Here is a 23,646-nt window from a genome sequence, read left to right as displayed (position 1 = left end):
ATCAGTCGAAGAGCGCGTCCACAAAATCACTGGCGTTGAAGGGCCGCAAATCGTCGATGCCCTCGCCGACGCCGATAAAACGGATCGGTTTTGGACACTGCCGGGCGATGGCCGCGATTACTCCGCCCTTGGCCGAACCATCCAGCTTGGTAACGACCAGACCGGTTATGCCAATCGACTTGTCGAAGGCTTTCACCTGCTGCAGCGCGTTCTGCCCGAAATTGGCGTCGAGCACGAGCAGCGTCTCGTGGGGGCCCGTGGGGTCAGCCTTCTGAATCACGCGCCGCACCTTGGCAATTTCCTCCATGAGGTGCAACTGCGTCGGCAGGCGGCCGGCGGTGTCAGCCAGCACGATATCGATTCCGCGTGCCTTGGCGGCCGAGATCGCATCGAAAATGACAGCGGCCGGGTCGCCTGATTGTTGCGAAATCACGGTGACGTTGTTTCGCTCCCCCCACGTTTGCAGTTGCTCGCGCGCTGCGGCGCGGAAGGTGTCTCCGGCGGCCAGTAGGACGGACAGTCCTTGCGACTGGAAATGTTTGGCAAGCTTGCCTATGGACGTCGTCTTTCCTGCACCGTTGACGCCGGCGATCATGATGACGAAGGGACGATGCGACGAGATGTTTAGCGGCTGCTCAAGTGGCAGCAGAAGGTCGTACATCGAGGCCGCCAAAGCTTCCTGGATACCTTCGGGCGTTTCGATCCGGTCGCGTTTGGCTCGGGCTTTCAGATCGTCTAGGAGGTGCTGCGTCGCTTCCATGCCTACATCGCTCGTAAGCAGCAACGCTTCGAGTTCTTCGAGAAGTTCTTCATCGACCTTGCCGCGCGAGAAGATCGACTTCAAAGTCCCCGTGAATTGCGCCCGAGTACGCGCCAGGCCGGCTTTGAGGCGATCGCGCCACGACGGCTCGACGCTGGCCGGGGTCGGCCCGGTTTTCTTAAGGAAACCAAACATGACAGTTACTTGTCTTTGGGGGATGGGGAATGTGCGATGGTAAGATGCCGTCGCGAGTGACCTACTCGACAGATTCTATCAGAAGCCGCCTATGCCTAAACGCCACCGTGTCCTGTTCTCGTTCCTCCTAGCATTGTTTGTGCCCGGCCTGGCTTTGGCCAATCCCTTCGAACATCTCCTTCCAAACGGCTTGCGCATCATCGTCAAGGAAGACCGGCGCGCGCCGACCGTCGCTAATATGGTGTGGTACCGGGCAGGCAGTGTCGACGAAACGAACGGCACGACTGGCGTCGCGCATGTGCTGGAACACATGATGTTCAAGGGCACACCGAGTATCGGTGCCGGAGAGTTCAGCCGCCTGGTGGCGGAAGCCGGCGGGCGCGACAATGCTTTCACCAACAAGGACTACACCGCCTATTTTCAACAGGTTCCCAAAGAAAAGCTCGAGCAGATGATGCAGCTCGAAGCGGATCGGATGCGTCATTTGACACTTTCGCCCGCCGAGTTCGAACAGGAAATCAAGGTGGTCATGGAAGAGCGCCGGTTGCGCACCGAGGACCAGCCGCAAGCGCTGCTTTTCGAGCAGCTCGGCGCGGTCGCCTTCCAGGCGAATCCATACCGCGTGCCGGTGATCGGCTGGATGGACGATCTGAAAAACATGACCGCACAGGATGCGCGCGACTGGTATGAGCGTTGGTATGTGCCGAACAATGCTTACGTCGTAATCGTCGGCGACGTCGACCACGACGAGGCGTTTCGCCTGGCGGACAAGTACTTTGGGCCCCTTGCGGCACGTCCGCTTCCGGTGCGTCGCCCGCAGAACGAGCCGGAGCAAGTCGGCATCCGCCGGCTCGTCGTGAAGGCGCCGGCCGAGTTGCCGGTGGTCCTGATGGCCTACAAGGTCCCCGTGGTACGCGACGTGGACAACGACGTTGATCCGTACGCGCTGGAAATGCTCTCGGCCGTTCTAGATGGTCACGACGCGGCGCGCTTTACTCGCCGTCTGATCCGGGAAGAGCGGCTGGCTGTTTCGGCGGGTGCCGGGTACAGCCCGACCTCGCGCGGGCCGGGGTTGTTCTATATGCAGGGTTCGCCGAGCGCCGGCAAAACCACGGCCGACCTCGAGGCCGGTTTCCGGGCGGAAATCGCGCGTATCGCCCGGGACAGCGTCAGCGAGGAGGAACTACAGCGTGCGCGGGTCCAGCTCGTCGCGAGCGAAACGTACAAGCTCGACTCGATGTTCGCGCAAGCCATGGAAATCGGTCAGCTCGAAGCGGTGGGCATCTCGTATCGCTTGCACGGTCGTCTCATTGAGAAACTGCAAGCGGTGACCGCCGAGCAGGTGCAGGCGGTTGCCAGCAAATATTTCAACGACGATGGCCTCACGGTGGCCGAGCTCGATCCCCAGCCTCTGCCGGCCACGCCGCGGCCACGCAGCGCGCCGGTCGGGCGGCATTGAGAGGTTTGTTCATGAATCCGTTAATCTCCTGGTTTCGCTTCGGTTTCCTGCTGTGTCTGGGGTTGCTTGCGCAAGCCGCCTTCGCCGGGCCGCGCATTGACCATTGGATGGCTCCGTCCGGTGCTCGCGTGTACTTCGTCGAGAATCACGATCTGCCGATCATCGATGTCGAGATCGACTTTGCGGCCGGCAGCGCCTACGACCCGGCGGGCAAGCAAGGCCTCGCGTCACTCACGCATACCTTGCTCGATCTCGGTGTCGCCGGCATGGACGAAACGCTGCTGGCGAGCCGGCTAGCCGACCTTGGCGCGCTGCTTTCCGGCGATACCGATCTCGATCGTGCGTCGCTCACGCTGCGTACGTTGTCGCAGGCCGACAAACGCGAGCCGGCTTTCGCGCTCCTGCGCGCCGTGCTGACCACCCCACAGTTCCCGCAAGATGTGTTGGGGCGTGAAAAAGCGCGGGCAGTCGCTGGCCTGAAGGAGGCGCTCACTCGGCCCGACACCATAGCCTCACGAGCGTTTTGGGAAGCCATGTACCCGGCGCATCCGTATGGCGGTCGAGCCACGCCGGAGTCGGTGAATGGACTCCAGCGTTCGGACCTGATCGATTTCCATAGGCGCTATTACACGGCGCGGCGCGCTTCCGTGGCTATCGTCGGAGACCTGTCGCGTGCGCAAGCAGAAGCGTTGGCTCAGGATCTGACCGCCGCGTTGCCTGTCGATGCAGGGGGGGCTGCATTGGCACTGCCCTCCACACCCTCGGCGAGCGCTGAACGGCGCGTAGCCCATCCGGCGGCGCAGGCGCACGTTCTCGTTGGGCTCCCGGCGCTCAAGCGCGGCGATCCTGACCTCTTTCCCTTGGTTGTCGGCAATTATTCGCTGGGCGGGGGAGGTTTCGTTTCCCGATTGATGAAGGAAGTCCGCGACAAGCGCGGCTATGCCTACAGTGTTTACAGCTACTTCCAGCCGCTCGCCATGCCGGGGCCCTTCCAGATTGGATTGCAGACAAGAAAGGAACAAGCTGAAGAAGCGCTCAAACTGACGCGCGAGGTTCTTGCAGGTTTCCTTGCCGAGGGACCGACCGAAGCCGAGCTGCAGGCGGCGAAGCAGAACATTATCGGCAGTTTCCCCTTGCGTCTCGACAGCAACCGCAAGATTCTCGATCACGTTGCGGTCATCGGCTTCTACGGGCTTCCGCTCGACTATCTCGACACTTACGCCGATAACGTGCGCAAGGTAACGGTGGACGACGTCAAGGCCGCTTTTTCCCGCCACGTCAAACTTGAGAGCATGGCAACCGTGGTGGTCGGTCCGGAACCACGATAGGAGATACTGGGCGGCTGGCTTAGTGAAACTGGCCCCATAGCGGGGCGGAGCATGGGATCAATGCTCTCCCCGTCGTTCCTTTTGTCGTCGCTTTCCCGTAATCTTGACAGCCTCCCAATCCGAACAGCGGCGATGAATTCCGTGCGTATTATCGGTGGCGAATGGCGCCGCCGTGTCCTCCGTTTTCCGGACTCGATCGGCCTGCGGCCGACGCCAGATCGGGTGCGCGAAACCCTGTTCAACTGGTTGGGCCAGGACTTGCGCGGACTCAAATGCCTTGATCTGTTCGCCGGTAGCGGCGCCCTCGGTTTCGAAGCGGCGTCCCGTGGCGCCAGCCAAGTCGTGATGGTCGACAACGAACCCAAGGTGTTGGCCGCACTCGAAGCGAATGCGAGCCAGCTTCAGGCGGGTGACCGGTTGCGGATTGTGCGCGCGGATGCTGTAAAATTCGCGTCCTTGCCGGATTCGGCCGGTGGACCGTTCGACGTGCTGTTTCTCGATCCGCCTTATCGAAAAGGTTGGGTCGAACGCCTTGTTCCGTTATTGGACAACTTGCTCGACGAAGAGGCTGCACTCTATGTCGAGGCTGAGCAGGCGCTCGAGGGCTGCGGTGAATGGCAAACCGTCCGGGAAGGGCGGGCCGGGCAGGTTTATTATCATTTGATGCGAAAGCGGTGATCGCGATGGCGCTTAACAAGCGGCTGGCAATCTATGCAGGAACCTTCGATCCGATGACGCGCGGACACGAAGACCTTGTGCGCCGGGCCGTTAACCTGTTCGACCGCGTCATCGTCGCCGTTGCGGCGAGTTTGGCCAAACGGCCGTTCTTTCCGTTGGAAGACCGCGTCGAGATGGCGAAGGAGGTCCTTCGGCCGTATCCGACGGCCGAAGTGTGCAGCTTTGAAGGCCTGCTCATGGACTTTCTCCATGAAAAAGGCGCGAAGGTGATCTTGCGGGGGCTGCGCGCGGCGTCTGACTTCGAGTACGAGTTTCAGATGGCCGGAATGAACCGCAATCTCTATCCGGAAGTCGAAACGTTGTTCCTCACTCCGAGCGAACAGTACATGTTCATCTCGGCGACGATGGTGCGGGAGATCGCTATTCTCGGCGGCGATGTGAGCAAATTCGTCCAGCCGGAAGTCGGCGAGCGGCTCAGGAAACAGGTCGCCGCCAAATCTCAATGAGTTGAAGGAAAAGAAGTCATGGCTTTGAATATCAGCGACGAATGCATCAACTGCGATGTCTGCGAGCCGGAGTGTCCGAATGAGGCGATCTCGCAAGGCGACGAGATTTATCAGATCGATCCGGGCAAGTGCACCGAGTGCGTCGGGCACTACGACACGCCGCAATGCGTCGAGGTGTGCCCCGTCGACTGCATCGCGAAGGATCCAGCGCATTCCGAAAGCAGCGAAATGCTGTGGGTGAAGTACGAGCGTCTGACTGGCAACAAGCGCGCCGGCTGATCAACCGCGGCAGGAGAGGATCCTCCTGCCTGCTCGCGCGATGCCGCCCGCGGATCAGGCGGCGTTGCGCTGACTCTCTTCGTGGATCCGCTTCTGCAGTGCGCGCTGTACGGACAGGCCGACGTTGGCGATCGAGCGGATTTGGGCGACCAGGCTGTCCTCGACCTGTGCCAGTTCGTTGATCCGATCCTCAAGCGTGTCGGTGGCCTGATGGATGCGTTTGATGCTTTCCAGTCGCCGTTTCAATTGAATCTGATGCTCCCGCACCTGCGTTTCCATCGGTGCCATGATCGCTTTCAACCAGGCTTCCGCGTCCTGGTTGGCGCGGTCGAAGGCGCGGCGGACCTGTAGCGCGACTTCCTCAAAAAACTTCTGCGTGACCTTGTGCTTCTCTATCGTCACCAACTGGAATACCGTGTTGAGGTGCGTGTCGCACCAGTGTTCGAGCCGGTCGATTTCCTTCTGACAGCGCATCAACGAGAACCCGGTCGGGGTCCCGAGTTTGAGTCCGTGTTCGACCGAGAATCTCTTGTAGATGGCCTCCATCATCGACAGAATTTCGGTGATGTCAGCGTCCGATTTACGCAGGTTCTGGCGAGAGGCGGCGAAGAATGTCTTCATTGCATCTGAAAGCGTCTTCGAAAACGTCGCGTCGGCCATTTTTTCGCGTGTTTCCGTGATCAACGCCCGTTGGGCATTGATTCCCAGATGTGAGAACAGCCGGTTGGTGAGTTGCGAGAAAACGCTGCGCACGGCGTAGTAACGTTGCAACCCCGCCTCGAACTCGTCCTTCTCGACACGGATCTTGCCCATCATGTACTCGACGACGCCCTTGTTCTTGCCTCGCAGTTCGTTGAGCTCGCCCAGCTGCTCGCGCAGCCCCGCGAGCCTGGACTCGAGCAGGCGGCGCATACGCACGTAAATATCGGCAAACTCGACCTCGGTGTTGTCGGCAACGATCTGCTGCTTGGCCGGGATCAGTTCTTCGGATAACGCGTATTCAAGCGCGGGCAGGCGGCTGCGTGCCAGCAAGGCCTCATCGCCGTTGATCTTGGCGACCAGCCCTTTCTGCGCCGAGATCGGGAACACCTGCTCCGTCGGAATATCCAGCGTCCACGCGCAGCTTCGCGCTTGCTTGGCGATTTCTTCGTCGATCTCGTCTTGCGAGCGGAGTTCGTCCCACAGGCTGTCGATCTTGTTGAGAACGACAATGCGTCCACTCTTGCGTTCGCCCGGCGCACGGATATGCCCGTTCCATATCGACAAGTCGGACTGAGTAACGCCGGCGTCCGCAGCCAGAATGAAGATCACCGCGTGTGCGTTGGGCAGAAGCGAAAGCGTGAGTTCGGGCTCGGTCCCGATCGCGTTCAGGCCCGGTGTGTCAAGAATGACGAGTCCCTGTTGCAGCAGCGGGTGTGGGAAATTGATGATGGCATGGCGCCAGAGCGGAATCTCGACGGTTCCGTCAGCGCCGACGCGAGCCGCTGCCGCTTCGCCCTCGCCGGTGGGAAAACCGAGTTTTTCGGCCTCCTCGGGTGACACACGCGTGACCTCGCTGACCGAGCGCAATGCCGCCTGCATTGATTCGGCCGAAGACGTGTCGAGCGGCACTACGTTCCATTCGGCCGGGAAACGTTTGTACTCGCTGATGCCGGCGCTCGTCTCCCGAGTTCGGATGGGAAGCAACTCGATGCGCGGCGGCTTGGCCGGGTCGTACATGAGTTCGGTCGGGCACATCGTCGTGCGGCCCGCCGTCGAAGGGAGGATACGGCTTCCGTAATCCGCGAAGAAGATGGCGTTGATCAGCTCGGACTTGCCACGGGAAAACTCGGCAACGAACGCGACATGCAGGCGGTCCTCGCGCAGTTTGTCGAGGAGTTGGCCGATACGCAGATCGGTTTGCGCATCGGATAGATCGTTGTCGCCCAGCCAGCGGCGGAACAGTTCGAGATTGGCAGAGAGTTCGGTGCGCCACTCACTGTACGCGGCGAGTTGTTTTGCGAGTGTCATGACATTCTCGGCAAGAAAAACGTTCTTGCCACTGTATCACAACGGTCTGCGGCGGTCGCCGGCCGGCCTTGAGGCACTCGGTTAGCGCTGGCAGCGCGGGCAGTAGAAGGTCGTGCGTCCAGCCTGGCGAATGGCGCGCACGCTGCCCTTGCAGGCGGGGCACGGCTGCCCTTCACGCCCATAGACGGCGCATGAGAGTTGAAAGCTGCCGGCGCCTCCGTCGCTATGGACGTAGTCACGCACGCTGCTGCCGCCGGCGGCAATCGCCGTTTCGAGCGTGGCGCGGATCGCCGGTACAAGCCGCCGATATCGCTCGAGGCTGATGGCGTGTGCCGGCCGCATTGGAGAAATACCGGCACGGAAAAGACTTTCCGAGGCATAGATATTGCCGATGCCGACCACGAGGTGGCTGTCCATAAGCACGGGTTTGATCGGTGCCCGGCGCCCGCGGGTCTGCGCATGCAACCATTCGGCGTCGAATGCGGGTGAAAGCGGCTCGATGCCGAGTACTGCAATGAGCGGATGATGTTCGATGTCGCCTTCGTGCCAGAGAACAGCTCCGAAGCGACGCGGGTCGCGTAGCCGTAATGCCGTCCCGCGAAACACGAGGTCGACATGGTCGTGTTTTTGGGCGGGAGCCCCAGGAGACACCAGCCGCAGGCTTCCCGACATGCCCAGATGAAGGATCAGCCAGCCTCCTCCATGACGGCTTTCGCAATCGAAAAGCAGGTACTTGCCTCGACGTTCGATCTTTTCGACACGCAGCCCGACGAGCCGTGACGCAAGCGCACGCGGGATGTCGTGTCGCAGCTTCGGCGTGCGGAATTCGGCGGAGAGGATGCGCTGCCCGGTAAGGAAAGGCAACAAGCCCAGGCGGCTGACTTCGACTTCGGGGAGTTCTGGCATTGCTGCTACCGAGAAAAGACCATAACATGCGGAAAACCATTATGACGCAGACTGCTCTAACCGGAGGCGATCCGGCCGAGTATTGTTAGGATTCCATGAAATACGTACGTCGTACCTTGGGTTTCGCCACGCTCGCCCTCTTCGTCGGAGTGAATGCGGTGGCGGCCGAACCGAAAGCACCGGTCAGGAAACGGGCTCCGGCGCAGCGGCAGGTTGAAACCCCGGCGCCGGTTCCCCTGACGCCGGCCGAGATTGCCGCTTCAGAAGAGGCTGAAGAGGCGGCGCAAGTGGTTTACCAAGTCCTGCTGGCAGAAATCGCCCTACAGCGCGGCGACTTGGATCTCGCGACTAAAGCCTATTCCAGCCTCGCCTTGCGTACCCGCGACCCGAAGATACTGGAACGGACGGTTGAAGTGGCCGGATATGCTCGCCGGTTCGACCTCGCGTTGGAAACGACCCGCCTGTGGCTCGACGTGGAACCGTCGTCGAAGCGGGCGCAGCAACTCCTGGTCAGCATCCTCGTCATGACCAACCAGCTCGACGAAGTTGCGCCCATTCTCGTCAAGCTTCTGGAGGCGGACAAACCCGCCCTCGCCGACAATCTCCTCGGGCTGAACCGCATGTTCGCCCGCACGCCCGACCGCCTGGCGGTGTATCGCCTCATCGACAAGGTTTGCCAGCCGTTCTTCGGGCTGGCCGAGGCGCACTACGCGGTTGCCACGGCGGCCGCCTCAGCGGGCTTGACGGAACGCGGCCTCTCCGAGGTACGGCGCGCGCTCGATCTGCGGCCCGATTGGGATGCGGCCGTATTCCTGCAGGCGCAGCTTCTCTCGCGCGATTCGCCCGGCCAAGCGATTGCTTTTCTCGAGGACTATGTCGAACGGCACCCGGAAGCGCGTGAAGTACGCCTTCACTTGGCGCGAGCGCTAATCGGGGAGAAACGTTATGCCGATGCCAAGCGTCATTTCGACCGCTTGCTCAAGGATTATCCGGACAGCGCCGATGTCGTTTATCCGGTCGCCATCCTTGCGTTGCAGCAGGGCGATGTGGCGCTCGCCGAGGCCCAGCTTAGGCGTCTGTTGACCCTCGACGTTCCGAACAAGAGCGTTGCCTACTACTATCTCGGGCAAATTGCCGAGGACAAGAAACGCCCCGACGAAGCCCTCTCGTTCTATTCGCAGGTGGGGGAGGGGGAGCGTTATATTCCTTCGCAACTTCGCCGCGCTCATATTCTCGCCGGGCAGGGCAAGCTCGATCAGGCGCGCGCGCTACTGCGCGAGACCAAGGCATCCAGTCAGGATGAGAGCCTGCAGCTTTCGATCGCCGAAGCCGGGCTGCTACGCGAAGCGAAGCAACCACAAGCGGCGTTCGATCTGCTCGACGGCTTGCTGACCGCCGACCCGGAACAGCCCGACCTTCTCTATGAAACCGCGCTCCTTGCCGAGAAGATCAATCGGCTCGACGTTCTCGAAACAAGACTGCGCAAGTTGATCGAGTTGAAGCCCGACAGCGCGCAGGCGTACAACGCGCTCGGTTACTCGTATGCCGACCGCAATATGCGCTTGCCGGAAGCGCGCCAACTCATCGAGAAAGCCTTGGAGCTTTCCCCTGATGACCATTTCATCCTCGACAGCATGGGCTGGGTGCTTTTCCGGCAGGGCGATCTACCTGCCGCGCTGGATTATCTCCAGCGCGCCTACAAGCAGAACGAAGACCCGGATGTGGCTGCTCACTTGGGTGAGGTGCTGTGGGCCATGGGCCGCAAGGACGAGGCGCGACAGACCCTGCGCGGGTCGATGCAAAAATACCCGAACAATGACGCCTTGAACGAGGCGGTCAGAAAATTCGGCCAATAATGCCGCGGCGTTTTTGTCGTTGCCCTGCGTGGATCTGGACGCTCGCTGTCGCATTTTCAGTAATGATCCTCGGCGGGTGCGCGGCTCTTGCGCCTGTGGAAGAATCTCATCGCATCGCGCGTGGCGTGTCGCGTCCATTCTCTCTTGAAGGACGGTTCTCGCTTCGCTACGAGGAGAAGAGCTATTCCGGTCGATTGAGTTGGCGGCATGCCGGTGCCAAGAACACCGTGCTTCTTGCTTCCCCGTTCGGGCAGGGTATTGCGGAAATTGCCACCGATGAATACGGAGCACGCCTGACTGCGAGTGACGGGCGTGTGTATTCTGCCCCCGATACCGAGACGCTGACGCGGAACGTACTCGGTTACCCTTTACCTCTCGAACCGCTGACCGATTGGGTGCAGGCCCGTGGGACGAGCTCCGGTGGCGCCGATCTCGACACGCGTGGCCGGCCGTTACGTCTGCGCCACGAGGACTGGCGTATCGATTACGGATACGACAGCGATGACCCCCAAGCGCCGCCGACCACCATCTTCGCGGAACGGGCCGGTGGGGTCGAGTTGCGGCTCCGCATCGACGAATGGAACGATGGTGTTGCGGGAGATAGTGCGCCGTGACATCTGCCGCCTGGGACTGGCAAAGCGTTTACCCGGCGCCGGCCAAACTGAATCTTTTCCTCCACGTCGTCGGCCGTCGGGCGGACGGGTACCATTTGTTGCAGACCGCGTTTCGTTTTGTCGATCGGGCCGATGAGCTTCGTTTTTCGCCACGGACCGACGATCGAGTAGTTCTCGTGACGCCGTTGCCCGGCGTACCTCAAGAGAGCGACCTGACGGTTCGTGCAGCGAAGCTCCTGCAGACGCATACCGGCTGCCGGCAAGGCGTCGAGATCGAGGTCAGAAAGCGTTTGCCAATGGGTGGTGGCCTCGGCGGAGGGAGTTCTGATGCGGCGACCGTTCTCGTTGCGCTAAATCATCTTTGGAGGCTCGGCCTTTCCCGTGCTCGGCTGCAGGAAATCGGACTGAGTCTCGGCGCTGACGTACCCGTTTTTGTTTTTGGCCGGAATGCGTTCGCGGAAGGCGTTGGGGAAAGGCTGTTGCCGTTGCGGCTACCCTCTGCGTGGTATGTCGTTCTCGAACCGCCGGTCGGCGTGCCGACGGCAGTGGTCTTCGGTGCGCCGGAACTCAAGCGCGATACGGTCGCGATCGACGCTACGCGTTGGCAGCCGGGCTTCGGCACCAACGATTTACAGCCTGTGGCCGTCTCGCGGTACCCGGAGGTGGCTCGCCATCTTGAGTGGCTCACGCAGTTCGGTGAGGCGCGCATGTCCGGTTCCGGAGCCTGCGTTTTTACCGAAGCCTCGGGTGAAGAGGAAGCGAAGGCCATACTTTCCCGAATGCCCGAAGGTATGCGCGGGTGGGCGGCTCCTGGGCTCGATCAGCATCCGCTGGCCGAACTCGTTGGCGCACTTCCCTAAACGCTCTATCAACTTGGTGCTCCGGCGGTTCGCGTTTCCCCTGTTTTTTTCGCAAAATCCCTTGTATAATCCGCGCCTCGCCCGCTAGCCACGACAAGCGGGCAGTTGCTGGGGAGTCGCCAAGTTGGTCAAGGCACCGGATTTTGATTCCGGCATTCGAAGGTTCGAATCCTTCTTCCCCAGCCATCTGGTTTCTCACGCGCCGGGCAGGTAGGAATTTACCTGCCCGCGTTTGCTTTATAGCGGCGAACGTTCGTCGCGACGGGATGCGATATGGCTTACGACAGCCTGATGGTGTTCACCGGCAATGCCAACCCCAAGTTAGCTGCCGATGTCGTTCGGCGTCTCAACATCTCGCTGGGGCGGGCCAAAGTCGGTCGCTTCTCCGACGGCGAGATCATGGTTGAGGTCCAAGAGCACGTGCGCGGGAAAGACGTTTTCATCCTGCAATCAACCTGTGCGCCGACCAATGAAAACCTGATGGAACTGCTGATCCTGGTGGACGCCCTGAAGCGCGCCTCCGCCGCCCGGATCACCGCCGCCATCCCCTATTTCGGATACTCGCGCCAGGATCGGCGCGTCCGCTCGGCCCGGGTGCCGATTGCGGCCAAGCTGGTCGCTGACCTGCTCGCCGCCGCCGGTGTGCATCGCGTGCTTACCATGGACCTGCACGCAGAGCAGATTCAGGGGTTTTTCAACATCCCAGTCGACAACATCTACTCGTTGCCCATCATGCTGGCTGACGTGTGGAAGAAGGATCTCAAGGATCTCATGGTCGTTTCGCCGGACGTCGGCGGCGTCGTACGGGCACGGGCGCTGGCCAAGCGCCTGGAGTGCGACCTGGCGATCATCGACAAGCGGCGGCCGAAGGCTAATGTGTCCGAGGTCATGAACATCATCGGTGAGGTCGAGGGCCGTACCTGCGTGTTGATGGACGACATGGTTGATACTGCCGGCACCCTGTGCAAGGCGGCCGCTGCGTTGAAGGACCACGGCGCCAAGCGGGTTCTCGCGTACTGCGTGCACCCGGTGCTTTCCGGAGCGGCGATCAGCCGCATTAACGACTCGGCGATCGATGAACTCGTCGTTACCGACACCATTCCCCTCAGCGACGACGCGCAGCGATCGCCGCGCATCCGCCAGCTGTCAGTGGCCGACGTGCTAGCCGAGACGATCCGGCGTATCAGCAACGAGGATTCTGTTTCCTCGCTATTCATCGAATAGCGATTTCTCTTCCGCCTGGTCGCGGGCGGTTTTTTGTCATCAACTGGAGTCATCATGAAATTTCAACTCAACGCGCAAACGCGCGCCCTGCAGGGGTCCGGAGCGAGCCGCCGCCTGCGTCGCGCGAACAAGGTCCCGGGCATCATTTATGGTGGATCGGCAGAACCGCAATTGATCGAGCTCGATCACAATGAGCTGCTGCTTGCCCTGCGCAAGGAAGCCTTCCACTCGACCGTCATCTCGGTGAAGCTTGGCGGAACCGAGCAAAGCGTGTTGTTGCGCGATTCGCAAATGCACCCTTACAAGCCGCTGGTGTTGCACGTCGATTTCTTGCGCGTTGATACGACGCACGCCATCCACCAGAAGGTTCCGTTGCACTTCATGAACCAGGAAGCAGCGCCGGGCGTGAAGGTCGGCGGCGGTACCGTTTCGCACGCGATGAACGAAGTCGACGTCACCTGCCTGCCGCAAGATCTGCCAGCCTTCATTGAAGTCGATCTTAAGGATCTGGAGGCCGGCCAGACGCTGCACGTATCGCAACTTACTTATCCGAAGGGCGTGAAGCCGGTCATGCACGGTGGTGAAGATCCCTTGGTCGTCACCATCACACTCAAGAAGGCAGGCGCCGAAGCAGCTGACGAAGCCGCTGAGGGCGGTGAAGCTGCTCCGGCCGGGACGCCGCCGGCGGCTTAAGCTGTCTCTGCCTGGCTGCGAATCAATGGCCGCCGTTGGTGATTACCTGCGGCGGCCTTTTCATTTCTCACGTTCTTTAGCGTCATGATTGCACCCCGTCTGATCGTCGGCCTCGGCAATCCCGGTAGCGAGTACGCCGACACGCGGCACAATCTTGGTTTCTGGTTCGTCGATCGGCTCGCGGACGAGCTGAAGACCCAACTGGCTCCCCAAGGTAAGTTCTTCGGCTGGATAGCGCGCGACGGACAGCGTTGGCTGCTGAAGCCAACCACGTTCATGAACCGTTCCGGTCAGGCCGTGGTTGCCGTGGCTCGCTTCTACCGCATTGCGCCGGAGGAGATTCTAGTTGTTCACGATGAGTTGGATTTGCCTCCTGGAGGAATCCGGCTCAAGCAGGGCGGGGGCAACGGCGGGCATAATGGCCTCAAGGACATCCAGGCGCACCTCGGGACACCAGATTTCTGGCGATTGCGGCTGGGGATTGGTCACCCGGGCGATCGTAATGAGGTAATCAATTACGTTCTTAAAGCGCCGCGGAAAGAAGAGCTGCAGGAAATCGACCGCGCTCTCGACAGATGCCTTCTGGCGTGGCCGAGAATGGCTGGCGGTGATTTCGCCGCTGCGCAGCAATCCTTGCATACGAAGATTGTTTAACGAATTAACGGACAGGAACGAACATGAGCCTGAAGTGCGGAATCGTCGGTCTGCCGAACGTCGGCAAGTCGACCCTTTTCAACGCGTTGACCAAAGCGGGCGTGGCGGCGGAGAACTATCCCTTCTGCACAATCGAGCCGTCGGTCGGCATTGTCGAGGTCCCCGATAAGCGGCTTGCGGCGTTGGCCGAGATCGTCAAACCGCAACGGATCGTGCCGGCAGTCACCGAGTTCGTCGATATCGCCGGACTGGTGGCCGGAGCATCGAAAGGCGAGGGGTTAGGCAACCAGTTCCTGGCGAATATTCGCGAGACCGACGCGGTGCTCCATGTGGTCCGCTGCTTCGCAAACGATAACGTCGTGCACGTGTCCGGCAACGTCGACCCGATTCGCGACATCGAGGTCATCGACACCGAACTCGCACTTGCCGACCTCGCCACCGTTGAGAAGGCGCTGAACCGCTACCGAAAACCGGCCAGTGCCGGGGACAAGGAGGCCAAACTCCTGGTTGCCGTGCTCGAGAAGTGTTTTGCCCAGCTGGATGCCGGCAAACCGGTGCGCGGCCTCGATCTCTCCAAGGAAGAGTGGGCCAACATCAAGCCGTTCTGCCTGATCACGGCCAAACCGGTGCTTTATGCAGCGAACGTGGCCGAGGATGGCTTCGAGAATAATCCTCACCTTAACGCGGTACGGGCGCATGCAGCCACCGAAAAGGCCGAGGTGGTCGCCGTCTGTGCATCGATCGAGGCGGAGATCGCCGACCTCGCGGACGACGAAAAACAGATGTTCCTCGCCGATCTCGGCCTCGACGAGCCGGGCCTCAACCGCCTGATTCGCACCGGCTACCACCTTCTTGGCCTACAGACGTATTTTACGGCTGGCGTTAAGGAAGTACGTGCGTGGACGATCCACAAAGGCGACACCGCGCCACAAGCCGCCGGAGTGATCCACACCGATTTTGAACGCGGCTTCATCCGCGCGCAGACGATCGCCTACGAAGACTTCATTGCCTATGGCGGCGAGCAAGGCGCCAAGGAGGCCGGGAAAATGCGTGCCGAAGGCAAGGATTACATCGTCAAGGACGGCGATGTTCTGAATTTCCTGTTCAACGTCTGAGCCGCGGGGGCTCAGTGTGGACGTGGCCGCGTCTTCTGCCCCCCGTTATCGCGGCCGGTTTGCGCCTTCGCCCACTGGGCCATTGCACTTCGGCTCACTTGTCGCGGCCGTCGGCAGTTATCTCGATGCACGAGCGAATGATGGCGAATGGCTGCTTCGCATCGAGGATGTCGATGGCCCCCGGACCGTGCCAGGTGCCGCGGCAAGCATTCTCCGCACTCTGGAAGGTTTTGGTTTTGAATGGGATGGCGAGGTCGTGGTGCAGAGTCAGCGCACCGACATCTACCATGCCGAACTGACGCGTCTTCAGCTCGTCGGCGACGTTTACCCCTGTTCCTGCTCCCGCAGCGAAATTGCGGCGGCGAGCTCAGCGCGATCCGTCGACGGCGGCCTCCTTTATCCAGGTACCTGCCGCCCGGGAATCCCGGAGGGGCGGAGCGCACGTGCATGGCGGTTGCGGGTACCCGACCGCGTCTTCCGTTTCATCGACCGGGTTCAGGGTCCTGTCGCGCAAAACCTTGCGCGCGACGTTGGCGATTTCATCCTGTTCCGCGCCGATGGGCAGTACGCGTACCAACTGGCGGTCGTTGTGGATGATGCGCTGCAGGGAGTTAACGCGGTTGTCCGCGGCGTCGATCTTCTCGACTCAACGGCCCGCCAGATCTGGTTGCAGGAACGGCTCGGATTCGCGATGCCGACCTACGCCCACCTTCCAGTCATCGTTAATGCCGCTGGCGAAAAACTCTCGAAACAGACGCTCGCCCCGGCTGTGGATGCTGGGGAAGGTGTGCCACGGCTTGCCGCTGCGCTGGAACTCCTCGGCCACCCTGTTCCGGGCGAAGTACGTTCCGGTGTGGTAAACGACTTCTGGAAATGGGCTGTCTCCGCGTGGTCGATAGACCGGGTTCCCAAAGTGCGCGGAATTTTCCCCGGTGGCACCTTACCAGCATAGAAGTTTCTAGATCTGCGGCCCACGCGGCGGGATAGCCTTGACTCAGGTGGGTATGGCGAGTTGCGCCGACAAAGCGGCGTGGTCCGAAATCTTGCACCATGGTTCCTCGCAATGCATGCGAGCGCGCTTAACCGAAAAGCCGCGGACGTAGATGCGGTCGAGACGCAATACCGGACGCTGCGCCGGAAAGCTCCGCCCGGGTGAACCGGTGCCGCCCCATGGGCCGCCAAACGCTTCACTTAATCCCAAGCGTTGCGCGAGCAGTTCATCGGCCTCGTTGCGCCAGTCGTTGAAATCCCCGGCGATGATCAGCGGGGCGTCGGGATCCGCGATGCCTTCCAGGTAGCCCGCAAGTGCGTCCATTTGCCGACGCCGGGAGCGCGCGAAAAGCGAGAGATGGACGCAGACGCAGTGCAACGCCTTCTCGAGCTTGGGCACGCGGATGGTGCAATGGAGCAGGCCGCGGCGTTCGAAACGCAAATGCGTGACGTCCTGGTTGTGCGTGTGTTCAATCGGGTAGCGGGAAAGAATGGCGTTGCCGTGGTGGCCGTGGCCGTAGATCACGTTACGGCCGTAAGCCGTTGACTCCCACATTTCGGCAGCGAGGAAAGCATGCTGCGCTTCTTCGGGCCAGTTGGCGATGCGTTTGGCATGGCGGCTGTGCATTCCCTGCACTTCCTGCAGAAATACAATGTCCGGTCCGAGCGCGCGTAGCTGTTCGCGCAGTTCGTGCACCGTCATGCGCTGGTTGAACTGTGAGAATCCTTTGTGGATGTTGTACGTAACGACGTGCAGGCCTGGTGCTTTCATGGCGCTCAAGACACCGCGAGCATCCTCTCCAGGGCAAGTTTGGCCAGACGCGCTTCGTGTTCCGGGACCTTGATCTCGTTTACCACGTTGCCCTCGGCGAGATTCTCCAGCGTCCAGGCAAGATGTTGCGGATCGATGCGCTGCATCGTGGAGCACATGCACACGGTGGGCGCCATGAAGTGCACGATTTTGCCTTCCGGCTTCACTTCCTCGGCGAGACGGTTGACGAGATTGAGTTCCGTACCTACCAGCCAGCGCGTATTCGGCGCGGCTTCCTTGATCTTCTTGACGATGAGTTCGGTCGATCCGACGTAATCCGATTGCCGGCATACCTCGAAACTGCATTCCGGGTGCGAAATGACAATGCCGTCCGGATATTGGTTACGAAACTTCAGGATATGCGCGGGCTGGAACATCTGGTGCACGGAGCAATGCCCTTTCCAGAGAAGAAGACGGGCTTGGCGAATCTGTTCGGGGGTGAGGCCGCCCATTTCGAGGTCCGGGTCCCAGACTATCATTTCGTCCAGCGGGATTCCCATCGTATGGCCGGTCCAGCGGCCGAGGTGTTGGTCCGGGAAGAACAGGATCTTCTCGCGTTGGGCGAAAGCCCATTTGGCGATCGTCCCGGCATTCGACGACGTACACACGATGCCGCCGTGATCTCCGCAGAACGCCTTCAGGTCGGCCGCCGAATTGATGTACGTGATGGGAGTCACCGCTTCTTCCGCGTTTAAGACCGTATTCAACTCGCGCCAGCAACGCTCGACTTTGGCGAGATTCGCCATATCGGCCATCGAACAGCCGGCCGCCATGTCAGGCAGGATCGCCCGCTGATGCGGCTTGGACATGATGTCGGCTACCTCGGCCATGAAGTGCACACCACAGAAGACGATGTATTGGGAATCGGTCTGCGAGGCGAGGCGCGACAGCTTCAGCGAGTCGCCAGTGAGATCGGCATACTGGTAGACGTCGGCTCGCTGATAGTGATGGGCGAGGATTACGGCGCTATCGCCCAGGCGCGCACGCGCCGCCCGGATGCGCTCGTGGCATGCGTCGTCCTGCATTTCATTGAAACGATCGAATTTGATGCTTGCGGTCTTCATTGCGATATCTCTGGGCGTCGCGGCTAGTCTGAGAAAAGACCGCCACCACGCCGATTGGTTTCTGTTGTTTTGGGGAAGTGCTCAGCTTTTCCAGGGCAGTCCTGCGTGGCGCCAGCCGCCGACATGGCCTCGTTGTTCGTTGGCATCTTTATCGCCTTCGAAGCCTTCGAGCACGTTGTAGCATTCGCTGAACCCGGCCTGGGTCGCCAAGCTTGCGGCATTGTGCGAGCGAACGCCACTGCGGCAAATGAACATCATTAGCGCCTCGTTATCCACCTGCTGTTTGAGCTGTTGCAGAAAATGGGCGTTCGGCTCGCTCACGGGATAGCTTACCCACTCGATCTCCACGGCCCCTGGAATGCGGCCGACCCAGTCCCATTCCGCGCGAGTACGCACGTCGACGAGACGAGCGCCGGGGGCAAGTTGCCAGACTTCATACGCTTCGCTTGGCGTCAGGGCACCCGCGTAGGGGAGCCCCAACTCCTTGGAACGCATACGGGCGATATTGAGGATGTCCGACAGTTTTCCCATGGAAGCCATTCATGGTGATGGTGGCGAAGTGCAAACCAAGTATAAATCACTTGCCAGGAAGCCGCCCTATTCCTGGGGAGAGCGCTGGATACACCATTTTGGTGCGTCTCTGCTATGGAGGCACTCAATCGGTGCGCAAGAATCATTCGGTGCGCCATAATGGCTTGTGGCAGAACGTTTTCCCCTTGTGCCAGCATTGGCATGTTTTCTGCTATTAGCCGGAGTACGATTTTTTACTGTCGCCGGAATCACCGGTACCCGCTGAGGAGACTTTGCAATGGCAAGCCCGCAAGAAGTAATCAAGATGGTCAAGGACAACGAAGCGAAGTTCGTTGACTTCCGCTTTACCGACACACGCGGCAAGGAGCAGCATGTTACCGTTCCGGTGAGCGCTTTCGATGAAGACAAGTTCGAGAGCGGCCATGCTTTCGACGGTTCGTCCATCGCCGGCTGGAAAGGCATTCAGGCTTCCGACATGCTCCTGATGCCGGACCCCGCGACCGCTTATATTGACCCGTTCTTCGACGAAACCACCATTGTTCTCACGTGCGACGTTGTCGATCCCGCCGACGGTCGTGGCTACGACCGTGATCCGCGCTCGATCGCCAAGCGCGCCGAAGCGTACTTGAAATCTACGGGTATCGGCGATACGGCCTACTTCGGGCCGGAACCCGAATTCTTCATTTTCGACGGCGTCGAGTGGGAAGTCGACATGTCGGGTTGCCGCCTCAAGATTCATTCCGCCGAAGCGGCATGGAGTTCGGGTGAGCGCAACGAAGGCAATGGTTCCACCGGCCACCGTCCGGGCATCAAAGGCGGTTACTTTCCCGTTCCGCCGGTCGACAGCCTGCACGACATCCGCTCGGCCATGGTGCTGGCCCTCGAATCACTTGGTGTTCCGGTCGAAGTGCATCACCATGAAGTGGCCAACGCCGGGCAGTGCGAGATCGGCACCGTGTTCAATACGCTGGTCCGCCGCGCCGACTGGACGCAGATCCTGAAGTACGTGGTGCACAACGTTGCCCACCAGTATGGCAAGACGGCGACATTTATGCCGAAGCCGATCGTCGGCGACAACGGTTCCGGTATGCACGTCCACCAGTCGATCTGGAAGGATGGCAAGAACGCTTTCGCAGGCAACGGATACGCCGGCCTGTCGGAATTGGCGCTTTTCTACATCGGCGGCATCATCAAGCACGCCAAAGCGCTGAATGCGATCACCAACCCGGGTACCAACTCCTACAAGCGCCTGGTTCCGCACTTCGAAGCACCGGTCAAGCTGGCCTATTCGGCGAAGAACCGTTCGGCGTCGATCCGCATCCCTCACGTTGCCTCCGACAAGGCGCGCCGTATCGAAACCCGCTTCCCGGACCCCATTGCCAACCCGTACCTCTGCTTCTCGGCCTTGTTGATGGCCGGCCTTGATGGCATCCAGAACAAGATTCACCCGGGCGATGCCGCCGACAAGAACCTCTACGATCTGCCGCCGGAAGAAGATGCGAAGATCCCAACCGTTTGCGCCAGTCTCGAAGAAGCTCTGGCCTCGCTCGATGCTGATCGCGAGTTCTTGACCCGCGGCGGCGTGTTCTCGAACGAGTGGATCGACGCCTACCTTGAACTGAAGATGGACGAAGTGAACAAGGTTCGCATGACGACGCACCCGGTGGAATTCGAGCTTTACTATTCCTGCTGATCGCTTCAAGTTCGGTATCCGGAAAGGACGGGCATGGCCCGTCCTTTTTTTTTCTGCCAAGACAGTAATGACGTTTGTAATTCGCCAAGGCATCCAATACACTGGTGCTCGTTTGTCCCATTTGCCGGACGCTGCAAACGGATAGGATCGTGATGAATGTCCCGGGCTGGCGGTTTTCAGCCGCGTTACTTTTTCTGGTTGCGCTACAGGTTCGCGCCGATGTGATGTATCAGTGTGTCGACGACAGCGGTCACAAGTCGTTTTCCAACATCAAGTCCTCGGCCAAAGGCATGAAATGCGTCGCGATGGACCTCGGCGATCCGACGCCGCCCCCCGCCACGGCGAAACCCCCGGCAAAAGCCGCTTCGCCTTCGCCCGCCGGCTTTCCCAAGGTTGATGAAAACTCCCAACGGGCGCGTGATAACGATCGGCGGCGCATTCTCGAGACTGAATTAGCTGCCGAGCAGAAAAACCTGGAGCAGGCGCGGAAGGATCTGACGGAGCAGGAGGGGATTGTCCTGCCCAGCGAGCGCATGCAGTACAAGGGGGGTGGCGGTATTGCCGGCGGGAAGGTCGAAGAAAGGTTGCAGACCTACCGCGACAAGGTCGCGTTGCACGAGCGCAACATCGAGGCGATACAGAAAGAGCTGTCCCGTCTGCGCTAACTCCAGTGGCGCGCTTATTGCTCCGCCCCGCGCATGCCTGACACAACCCCCTCGCCATTCGGCGGACTCGACCTCCTCTCTTCGTCGGTGGTTCTCCTCGACGAGAGTTCCGCCATCCGCTACATGAATTCCGCGGCCGAGAACCTGCTCGCTGTGAGCAGCCGCAGCGTTACCGGCGCAAGGTTCGACAATGTCGTTGCCTGCTCCGCCGCCTTGCAGGAGGCGCTGGCCAGCGCGCTGACGCAAGGACGCAGCTATACCGGCCCGAGCGTCGAACTGCAGCGTCCCGATGGGATTGCTTTGCATCTCAACTGCACGATCAACCCGATCGAGGTGCCGGGAGCGCGGCTTCTCGTCGAACTGTGGCCTATCGATCAGCAACTCAAGGCGACCCGGGAAGAACGCTTGCTCGAGCAGCAACTCGCCAGCCGGGAACTCATCCGAAATCTGGCACATGAAATCAAGAATCCGCTGGGCGGCATACGCGGCGCGGCTCAGTTGCTCGAACACGAACTCAACAATCCCAGCCTGCGTGAGTACACGCAGGTGATCATCAAGGAGGCGGACCGGCTGCAGGAGTTGATGAAGCGCCTATTGTCTCCGCACCGGCCGATGCAACCGGCCCCGGTCAACATTCACGAAATCCTTGAACGTGTGCGCAGCCTGCTGACCGCCGAGTTTCCGCACACACTGACCGTCAAGCGCGATTACGACACGAGCCTGCCGGACCTGGTCGGCGACCGCGAACAGTTGATTCAGGCCGTGCTAAATATTGCGCGCAACGCCGCACAAGCCATCAAGGGCCGTCCGGGAGCGGAGGCGGGGTCGGGCCAGATCACGTTGCGTACGCGTGTAGCGCGGCAGGTGACGCTGGCCAAGCGCCGCTTCCGGCTGGCGCTCGAACTGCAAGTGATCGACAACGGGCCGGGCATTCCCGAGGATATCCGCGAGCGGATGTTTTACCCGCTGGTTTCGGGGCGGGAAGGCGGCAGCGGCTTGGGTCTTACCCTGGCGCAAAGCTTTATCCAGCAGCATGGCGGCACCATCGAGTGCGAGAGCCGACCCGGATACACCTGTTTTACCTTGCGCCTGCCATTGGGCGCAGCTCCCGGCAAAGGGCAATAATCCCAAACGGTTCGGGAGTGTGATGCGGGGTGCAGCCCTCGGATTGAATCCGCCGCATCGGCCCGCATAAGGCGGCGTTGTGGTCTCTTTGTTCAAATGATTCTTGTGGCGCGACGCCTAAGCGCAAATATGGCAAAGTATTTGCTACGGCTCGGGGGACCCTCTTCGCTAGGAATGCAATGAAACCCGTCTGGATCGTCGACGACGATAAGTCAATTCGCTGGGTGCTCGAGAAAACGCTTTCGCGGGAGCAGATTCCGTTCCGGAGCTTCGCGTCTGCGAGTGAGGCGCTTGCCTTGCTCGATGACGGCGCCGAGCCCCCGCAAGTGCTTGTTTCGGACATCCGCATGCCGGGCGAATCCGGCCTGGGGCTGCTCAAGCAGGTAAAAGTGCGTTTCCCTGCGCTGCCCGTTATCATCATGACCGCGTACTCCGATCTCGACAGCGCCGTGGCGGCGTTTCAAGGGGGGGCCTTCGAATACCTGCCCAAACCGTTCGATGTCGACCAGGCATTGGAACTCATCCGCCGCGCCCTCGATGAGAGCATGCACCAAGGTGGGGCGTCGGCAGATGTAGGACTCGTGCCAGAAATCCTCGGCCAGGCCCCCGCGATGCAAGAGGTGTTTCGCGCCATTGGCCGACTGAGTCAGTCGAACGCAACGGTGATGATCACTGGCGAGTCGGGGAGCGGCAAGGAACTCGTGGCCCGTGCCGTCCATCGTCACAGCCCGCGCTCAGACAAGCCGTTCATCGCCATCAATACGGCGGCCATTCCCCGCGACCTGCTCGAATCCGAGCTTTTTGGCCATGAACGCGGTGCGTTTACCGGTGCCGCTGCGCAACGACGGGGCCGCTTCGAACAGGCCGAGGGCGGCACCCTCTTTCTCGACGAAATCGGCGATATGCCGCCCGAACTGCAGACACGGCTGCTGCGCGTGCTTTCCGACGGCAACTACTATCGGGTCGGCGGGCATTCGCCGCTGAAAGCCAACGTCCGTATCATCGCGGCCACGCACCAAAACCTCGAGTTGCGTGTCAAGGAAGGTTTGTTCCGCGAGGACCTCTTTCACCGGCTCAACGTTATCCGGGTACGACTGCCCAGCCTGCGGGAACGGCGCGAAGATATTCCGATCCTGGCTCGACACTTCCTGCAAAAGAGCGCCCGCGACCTGGGTGTGGAGGCCAAGCGGTTTTCGGACACGGCGTTGCGGTATCTCTCGCAACTGGATTTTCCGGGAAACGTTCGCCAACTGGAGAACATTTGCCATTGGCTGACCGTAATGGCACCGGGACAACAGGTCGATGTCGCCGATCTGCCGCCCGACCTGCGCGAATCTGCTCCTCAGACGTCGATCGCCGACTGGGAAAGCGGGCTCGCTGCCGAAGTGGACCGCCTGCTCGCTGGCGGGGAAGGTAATGTGCACGAGAAACTGACCAGCATCTGCGAGCGCGTACTGATTTCGCGTGCTCTCGCATATACCGGGGGACGGCGCATTGAAGCAGCCTTGGCTCTTGGCATTGGGCGCAACACGATTACACGCAAGATTCAGGAACTCGGACTTGACGGCGGGCGCGCCGATGAAGCGGAGCATGCGGCGGGGTAAATCGGCGATAATGGCGGCCTTCGAGT

The 23,646-nt window shown here is 60.7% G+C and carries 23 protein-coding genes and 1 tRNA gene; 18 read left to right on the top strand and 6 right to left on the bottom strand.

Annotated features, from left to right (window positions below; genetic code table 11):
* Position 1: 1 nt before the first annotated feature.
* Positions 2–955, bottom strand: coding sequence for a signal recognition particle-docking protein FtsY (ftsY, locus tag NZ453_RS00320; protein WP_263768255.1), 954 nt, complete (start codon positions 953–955; stop codon positions 2–4).
* A gap of 91 nt (positions 956–1,046) precedes the next feature.
* On the opposite strand from ftsY, the gene NZ453_RS00315 reads away from it, so the two are divergent.
* The 5 genes from NZ453_RS00315 to NZ453_RS00295 all read left to right on the top strand — a co-directional run bounded on the left by NZ453_RS00315 (position 1,047) and on the right by NZ453_RS00295 (position 5,205).
* Entirely contained in the window at positions 1,047–2,414 is a 1,368-nt protein-coding gene (locus NZ453_RS00315; RefSeq protein ID WP_263768254.1) for a M16 family metallopeptidase, read from the top strand.
* Positions 2,415–2,425: 11 nt separating this feature from the next.
* Positions 2,426–3,742 carry a M16 family metallopeptidase gene (locus tag NZ453_RS00310; protein ID WP_263768253.1) on the top strand — a complete coding sequence of 439 codons (1,317 nt, stop codon included), beginning with the start codon at positions 2,426–2,428 and terminating at the stop codon, positions 3,740–3,742.
* Positions 3,743–3,874: 132 nt separating this feature from the next.
* On the top strand, positions 3,875–4,420 hold the full coding sequence (gene rsmD, locus NZ453_RS00305; protein WP_263768252.1) for a 16S rRNA (guanine(966)-N(2))-methyltransferase RsmD: 546 nt from the start codon (positions 3,875–3,877) through the stop codon (positions 4,418–4,420).
* A 5-nt stretch (positions 4,421–4,425) separates the two neighbouring features.
* A complete protein-coding gene (gene coaD, locus NZ453_RS00300) occupies positions 4,426–4,926 on the top strand; it encodes a pantetheine-phosphate adenylyltransferase (RefSeq protein ID WP_263768250.1) in 501 nt (166 codons plus the stop codon).
* An 18-nt stretch (positions 4,927–4,944) separates the two neighbouring features.
* Positions 4,945–5,205: a YfhL family 4Fe-4S dicluster ferredoxin gene (locus NZ453_RS00295; RefSeq protein WP_263768249.1), complete on the top strand. Its 261-nt coding sequence runs from the start codon at positions 4,945–4,947 to the stop codon at positions 5,203–5,205.
* Between the two features lie 54 nt (positions 5,206–5,259).
* Here NZ453_RS00295 and NZ453_RS00290 read toward each other — a convergent pair whose 3' ends face one another.
* Entirely contained in the window at positions 5,260–7,215 is a 1,956-nt protein-coding gene (locus NZ453_RS00290) for a dynamin family protein (RefSeq protein ID WP_263768248.1), read from the bottom strand.
* A gap of 81 nt (positions 7,216–7,296) precedes the next feature.
* On the bottom strand, positions 7,297–8,121 hold the full coding sequence (gene mutM / locus NZ453_RS00285; protein WP_263768246.1) for a bifunctional DNA-formamidopyrimidine glycosylase/DNA-(apurinic or apyrimidinic site) lyase: 825 nt from the start codon (positions 8,119–8,121) through the stop codon (positions 7,297–7,299).
* Between the two features lie 95 nt (positions 8,122–8,216).
* On the opposite strand from mutM, the gene NZ453_RS00280 reads away from it, so the two are divergent.
* From NZ453_RS00280 to gluQRS, 9 genes are all read left to right on the top strand, one after another.
* The gene (locus NZ453_RS00280) at positions 8,217–9,977 is read left to right on the top strand and encodes a tetratricopeptide repeat protein (RefSeq protein ID WP_263768245.1); all 1,761 of its coding nucleotides are present in this window, start codon (positions 8,217–8,219) and stop codon (positions 9,975–9,977) included.
* Positions 9,977–10,591, top strand: a complete 615-nt coding sequence (gene lolB, locus NZ453_RS00275; protein WP_263768244.1) for a lipoprotein insertase outer membrane protein LolB — start codon at positions 9,977–9,979, stop codon at positions 10,589–10,591. The genes NZ453_RS00280 and lolB overlap by 1 nt, the downstream gene beginning before the upstream one ends.
* Positions 10,588–11,451, top strand: a complete 864-nt coding sequence (gene ispE, locus NZ453_RS00270) for a 4-(cytidine 5'-diphospho)-2-C-methyl-D-erythritol kinase (RefSeq protein WP_263768243.1) — start codon at positions 10,588–10,590, stop codon at positions 11,449–11,451. The genes lolB and ispE overlap by 4 nt, the downstream gene beginning before the upstream one ends.
* Positions 11,452–11,560: 109 nt before the next feature.
* A tRNA-Gln gene (locus NZ453_RS00265) sits at positions 11,561–11,637 on the top strand.
* Positions 11,638–11,724: 87 nt separating this feature from the next.
* Positions 11,725–12,675 carry a ribose-phosphate pyrophosphokinase gene (locus NZ453_RS00260; protein ID WP_263768242.1) on the top strand — a complete coding sequence of 317 codons (951 nt, stop codon included), beginning with the start codon at positions 11,725–11,727 and terminating at the stop codon, positions 12,673–12,675.
* Positions 12,676–12,729: 54 nt separating this feature from the next.
* The gene (locus tag NZ453_RS00255; protein ID WP_263768241.1) at positions 12,730–13,368 is read left to right on the top strand and encodes a 50S ribosomal protein L25/general stress protein Ctc; all 639 of its coding nucleotides are present in this window, start codon (positions 12,730–12,732) and stop codon (positions 13,366–13,368) included.
* 84 nt (positions 13,369–13,452) lie between these two features.
* Positions 13,453–14,022 (top strand): aminoacyl-tRNA hydrolase, encoded by a 570-nt coding sequence (gene pth, locus NZ453_RS00250; protein ID WP_263768240.1) that lies wholly within the window; start codon positions 13,453–13,455, stop codon positions 14,020–14,022.
* Positions 14,023–14,045: 23 nt separating this feature from the next.
* Positions 14,046–15,137 carry a redox-regulated ATPase YchF gene (ychF, locus tag NZ453_RS00245; RefSeq protein ID WP_263768239.1) on the top strand — a complete coding sequence of 364 codons (1,092 nt, stop codon included), beginning with the start codon at positions 14,046–14,048 and terminating at the stop codon, positions 15,135–15,137.
* A gap of 22 nt (positions 15,138–15,159) precedes the next feature.
* Positions 15,160–16,089, top strand: coding sequence for a tRNA glutamyl-Q(34) synthetase GluQRS (gene gluQRS / locus NZ453_RS00240; RefSeq protein WP_263768627.1), 930 nt, complete (start codon positions 15,160–15,162; stop codon positions 16,087–16,089).
* Positions 16,090–16,131: 42 nt separating this feature from the next.
* On the opposite strand, the gene NZ453_RS00235 is transcribed toward gluQRS, so the two are convergent.
* From NZ453_RS00235 to NZ453_RS00225, 3 genes are all read right to left on the bottom strand, one after another.
* Positions 16,132–16,899 carry an endonuclease/exonuclease/phosphatase family protein gene (locus NZ453_RS00235; protein ID WP_263768238.1) on the bottom strand — a complete coding sequence of 256 codons (768 nt, stop codon included), beginning with the start codon at positions 16,897–16,899 and terminating at the stop codon, positions 16,132–16,134.
* Between the two features lie 5 nt (positions 16,900–16,904).
* The gene (gene nadA, locus NZ453_RS00230) at positions 16,905–18,002 is read right to left on the bottom strand and encodes a quinolinate synthase NadA (protein ID WP_263768237.1); all 1,098 of its coding nucleotides are present in this window, start codon (positions 18,000–18,002) and stop codon (positions 16,905–16,907) included.
* 81 nt (positions 18,003–18,083) lie between these two features.
* Positions 18,084–18,533 carry a rhodanese-like domain-containing protein gene (locus tag NZ453_RS00225; RefSeq protein ID WP_263768236.1) on the bottom strand — a complete coding sequence of 150 codons (450 nt, stop codon included), beginning with the start codon at positions 18,531–18,533 and terminating at the stop codon, positions 18,084–18,086.
* 277 nt (positions 18,534–18,810) lie between these two features.
* On the opposite strand from NZ453_RS00225, the gene glnA reads away from it, so the two are divergent.
* The 4 genes from glnA (at position 18,811) to ntrC (ending at position 23,620) form a co-directional block, all read left to right on the top strand.
* Positions 18,811–20,226 (top strand): type I glutamate--ammonia ligase, encoded by a 1,416-nt coding sequence (glnA, locus tag NZ453_RS00220; protein WP_263768235.1) that lies wholly within the window; start codon positions 18,811–18,813, stop codon positions 20,224–20,226.
* A gap of 152 nt (positions 20,227–20,378) precedes the next feature.
* Positions 20,379–20,891 carry a DUF4124 domain-containing protein gene (locus NZ453_RS00215; RefSeq protein WP_263768626.1) on the top strand — a complete coding sequence of 171 codons (513 nt, stop codon included), beginning with the start codon at positions 20,379–20,381 and terminating at the stop codon, positions 20,889–20,891.
* A 33-nt stretch (positions 20,892–20,924) separates the two neighbouring features.
* Positions 20,925–22,016 (top strand): nitrogen regulation protein NR(II), encoded by a 1,092-nt coding sequence (gene glnL / locus NZ453_RS00210; protein WP_263768233.1) that lies wholly within the window; start codon positions 20,925–20,927, stop codon positions 22,014–22,016.
* A gap of 179 nt (positions 22,017–22,195) precedes the next feature.
* A complete protein-coding gene (gene ntrC / locus NZ453_RS00205) occupies positions 22,196–23,620 on the top strand; it encodes a nitrogen regulation protein NR(I) (RefSeq protein ID WP_263768232.1) in 1,425 nt (474 codons plus the stop codon).
* The last annotated feature ends 26 nt before the right edge of the window (positions 23,621–23,646 follow it).

Source organism: Propionivibrio soli (assembly GCF_025770765.1).
Classification (GTDB): Bacteria; Pseudomonadota; Gammaproteobacteria; order Burkholderiales; family Rhodocyclaceae; genus Propionivibrio; species Propionivibrio soli.
The sequence above is the reverse complement of the archived record's forward strand: the minus strand, read 5'-3'. Positions and strand labels throughout refer to the sequence as shown.

Coding starts and splice junctions, on each gene's coding strand:
- ychF (WP_263768239.1), top strand. CDS start 14,046: ATGAGCCTGAAGTGCGGAATCGTCGGTCTGCCGAACGTCGGCAAGTCG.
- NZ453_RS00225 (WP_263768236.1), bottom strand. CDS start 18,533: ATGGGAAAACTGTCGGACATCCTCAATATCGCCCGTATGCGTTCCAAG.
- nadA (WP_263768237.1), bottom strand. CDS start 18,002: ATGAAGACCGCAAGCATCAAATTCGATCGTTTCAATGAAATGCAGGAC.
- ntrC (WP_263768232.1), top strand. CDS start 22,196: ATGAAACCCGTCTGGATCGTCGACGACGATAAGTCAATTCGCTGGGTG.
- NZ453_RS00215 (WP_263768626.1), top strand. CDS start 20,379: ATGAATGTCCCGGGCTGGCGGTTTTCAGCCGCGTTACTTTTTCTGGTT.
- coaD (WP_263768250.1), top strand. CDS start 4,426: ATGGCGCTTAACAAGCGGCTGGCAATCTATGCAGGAACCTTCGATCCG.
- ftsY (WP_263768255.1), bottom strand. CDS start 955: ATGTTTGGTTTCCTTAAGAAAACCGGGCCGACCCCGGCCAGCGTCGAG.
- pth (WP_263768240.1), top strand. CDS start 13,453: ATGATTGCACCCCGTCTGATCGTCGGCCTCGGCAATCCCGGTAGCGAG.
- mutM (WP_263768246.1), bottom strand. CDS start 8,121: ATGCCAGAACTCCCCGAAGTCGAAGTCAGCCGCCTGGGCTTGTTGCCT.
- glnL (WP_263768233.1), top strand. CDS start 20,925: ATGCCTGACACAACCCCCTCGCCATTCGGCGGACTCGACCTCCTCTCT.
- NZ453_RS00280 (WP_263768245.1), top strand. CDS start 8,217: ATGAAATACGTACGTCGTACCTTGGGTTTCGCCACGCTCGCCCTCTTC.
- NZ453_RS00290 (WP_263768248.1), bottom strand. CDS start 7,215: ATGACACTCGCAAAACAACTCGCCGCGTACAGTGAGTGGCGCACCGAA.
- NZ453_RS00235 (WP_263768238.1), bottom strand. CDS start 16,899: ATGAAAGCACCAGGCCTGCACGTCGTTACGTACAACATCCACAAAGGA.
- NZ453_RS00255 (WP_263768241.1), top strand. CDS start 12,730: ATGAAATTTCAACTCAACGCGCAAACGCGCGCCCTGCAGGGGTCCGGA.
- NZ453_RS00260 (WP_263768242.1), top strand. CDS start 11,725: ATGGCTTACGACAGCCTGATGGTGTTCACCGGCAATGCCAACCCCAAG.
- glnA (WP_263768235.1), top strand. CDS start 18,811: ATGGCAAGCCCGCAAGAAGTAATCAAGATGGTCAAGGACAACGAAGCG.
- NZ453_RS00310 (WP_263768253.1), top strand. CDS start 2,426: ATGAATCCGTTAATCTCCTGGTTTCGCTTCGGTTTCCTGCTGTGTCTG.
- NZ453_RS00295 (WP_263768249.1), top strand. CDS start 4,945: ATGGCTTTGAATATCAGCGACGAATGCATCAACTGCGATGTCTGCGAG.
- NZ453_RS00315 (WP_263768254.1), top strand. CDS start 1,047: ATGCCTAAACGCCACCGTGTCCTGTTCTCGTTCCTCCTAGCATTGTTT.
- rsmD (WP_263768252.1), top strand. CDS start 3,875: ATGAATTCCGTGCGTATTATCGGTGGCGAATGGCGCCGCCGTGTCCTC.
- lolB (WP_263768244.1), top strand. CDS start 9,977: ATGCCGCGGCGTTTTTGTCGTTGCCCTGCGTGGATCTGGACGCTCGCT.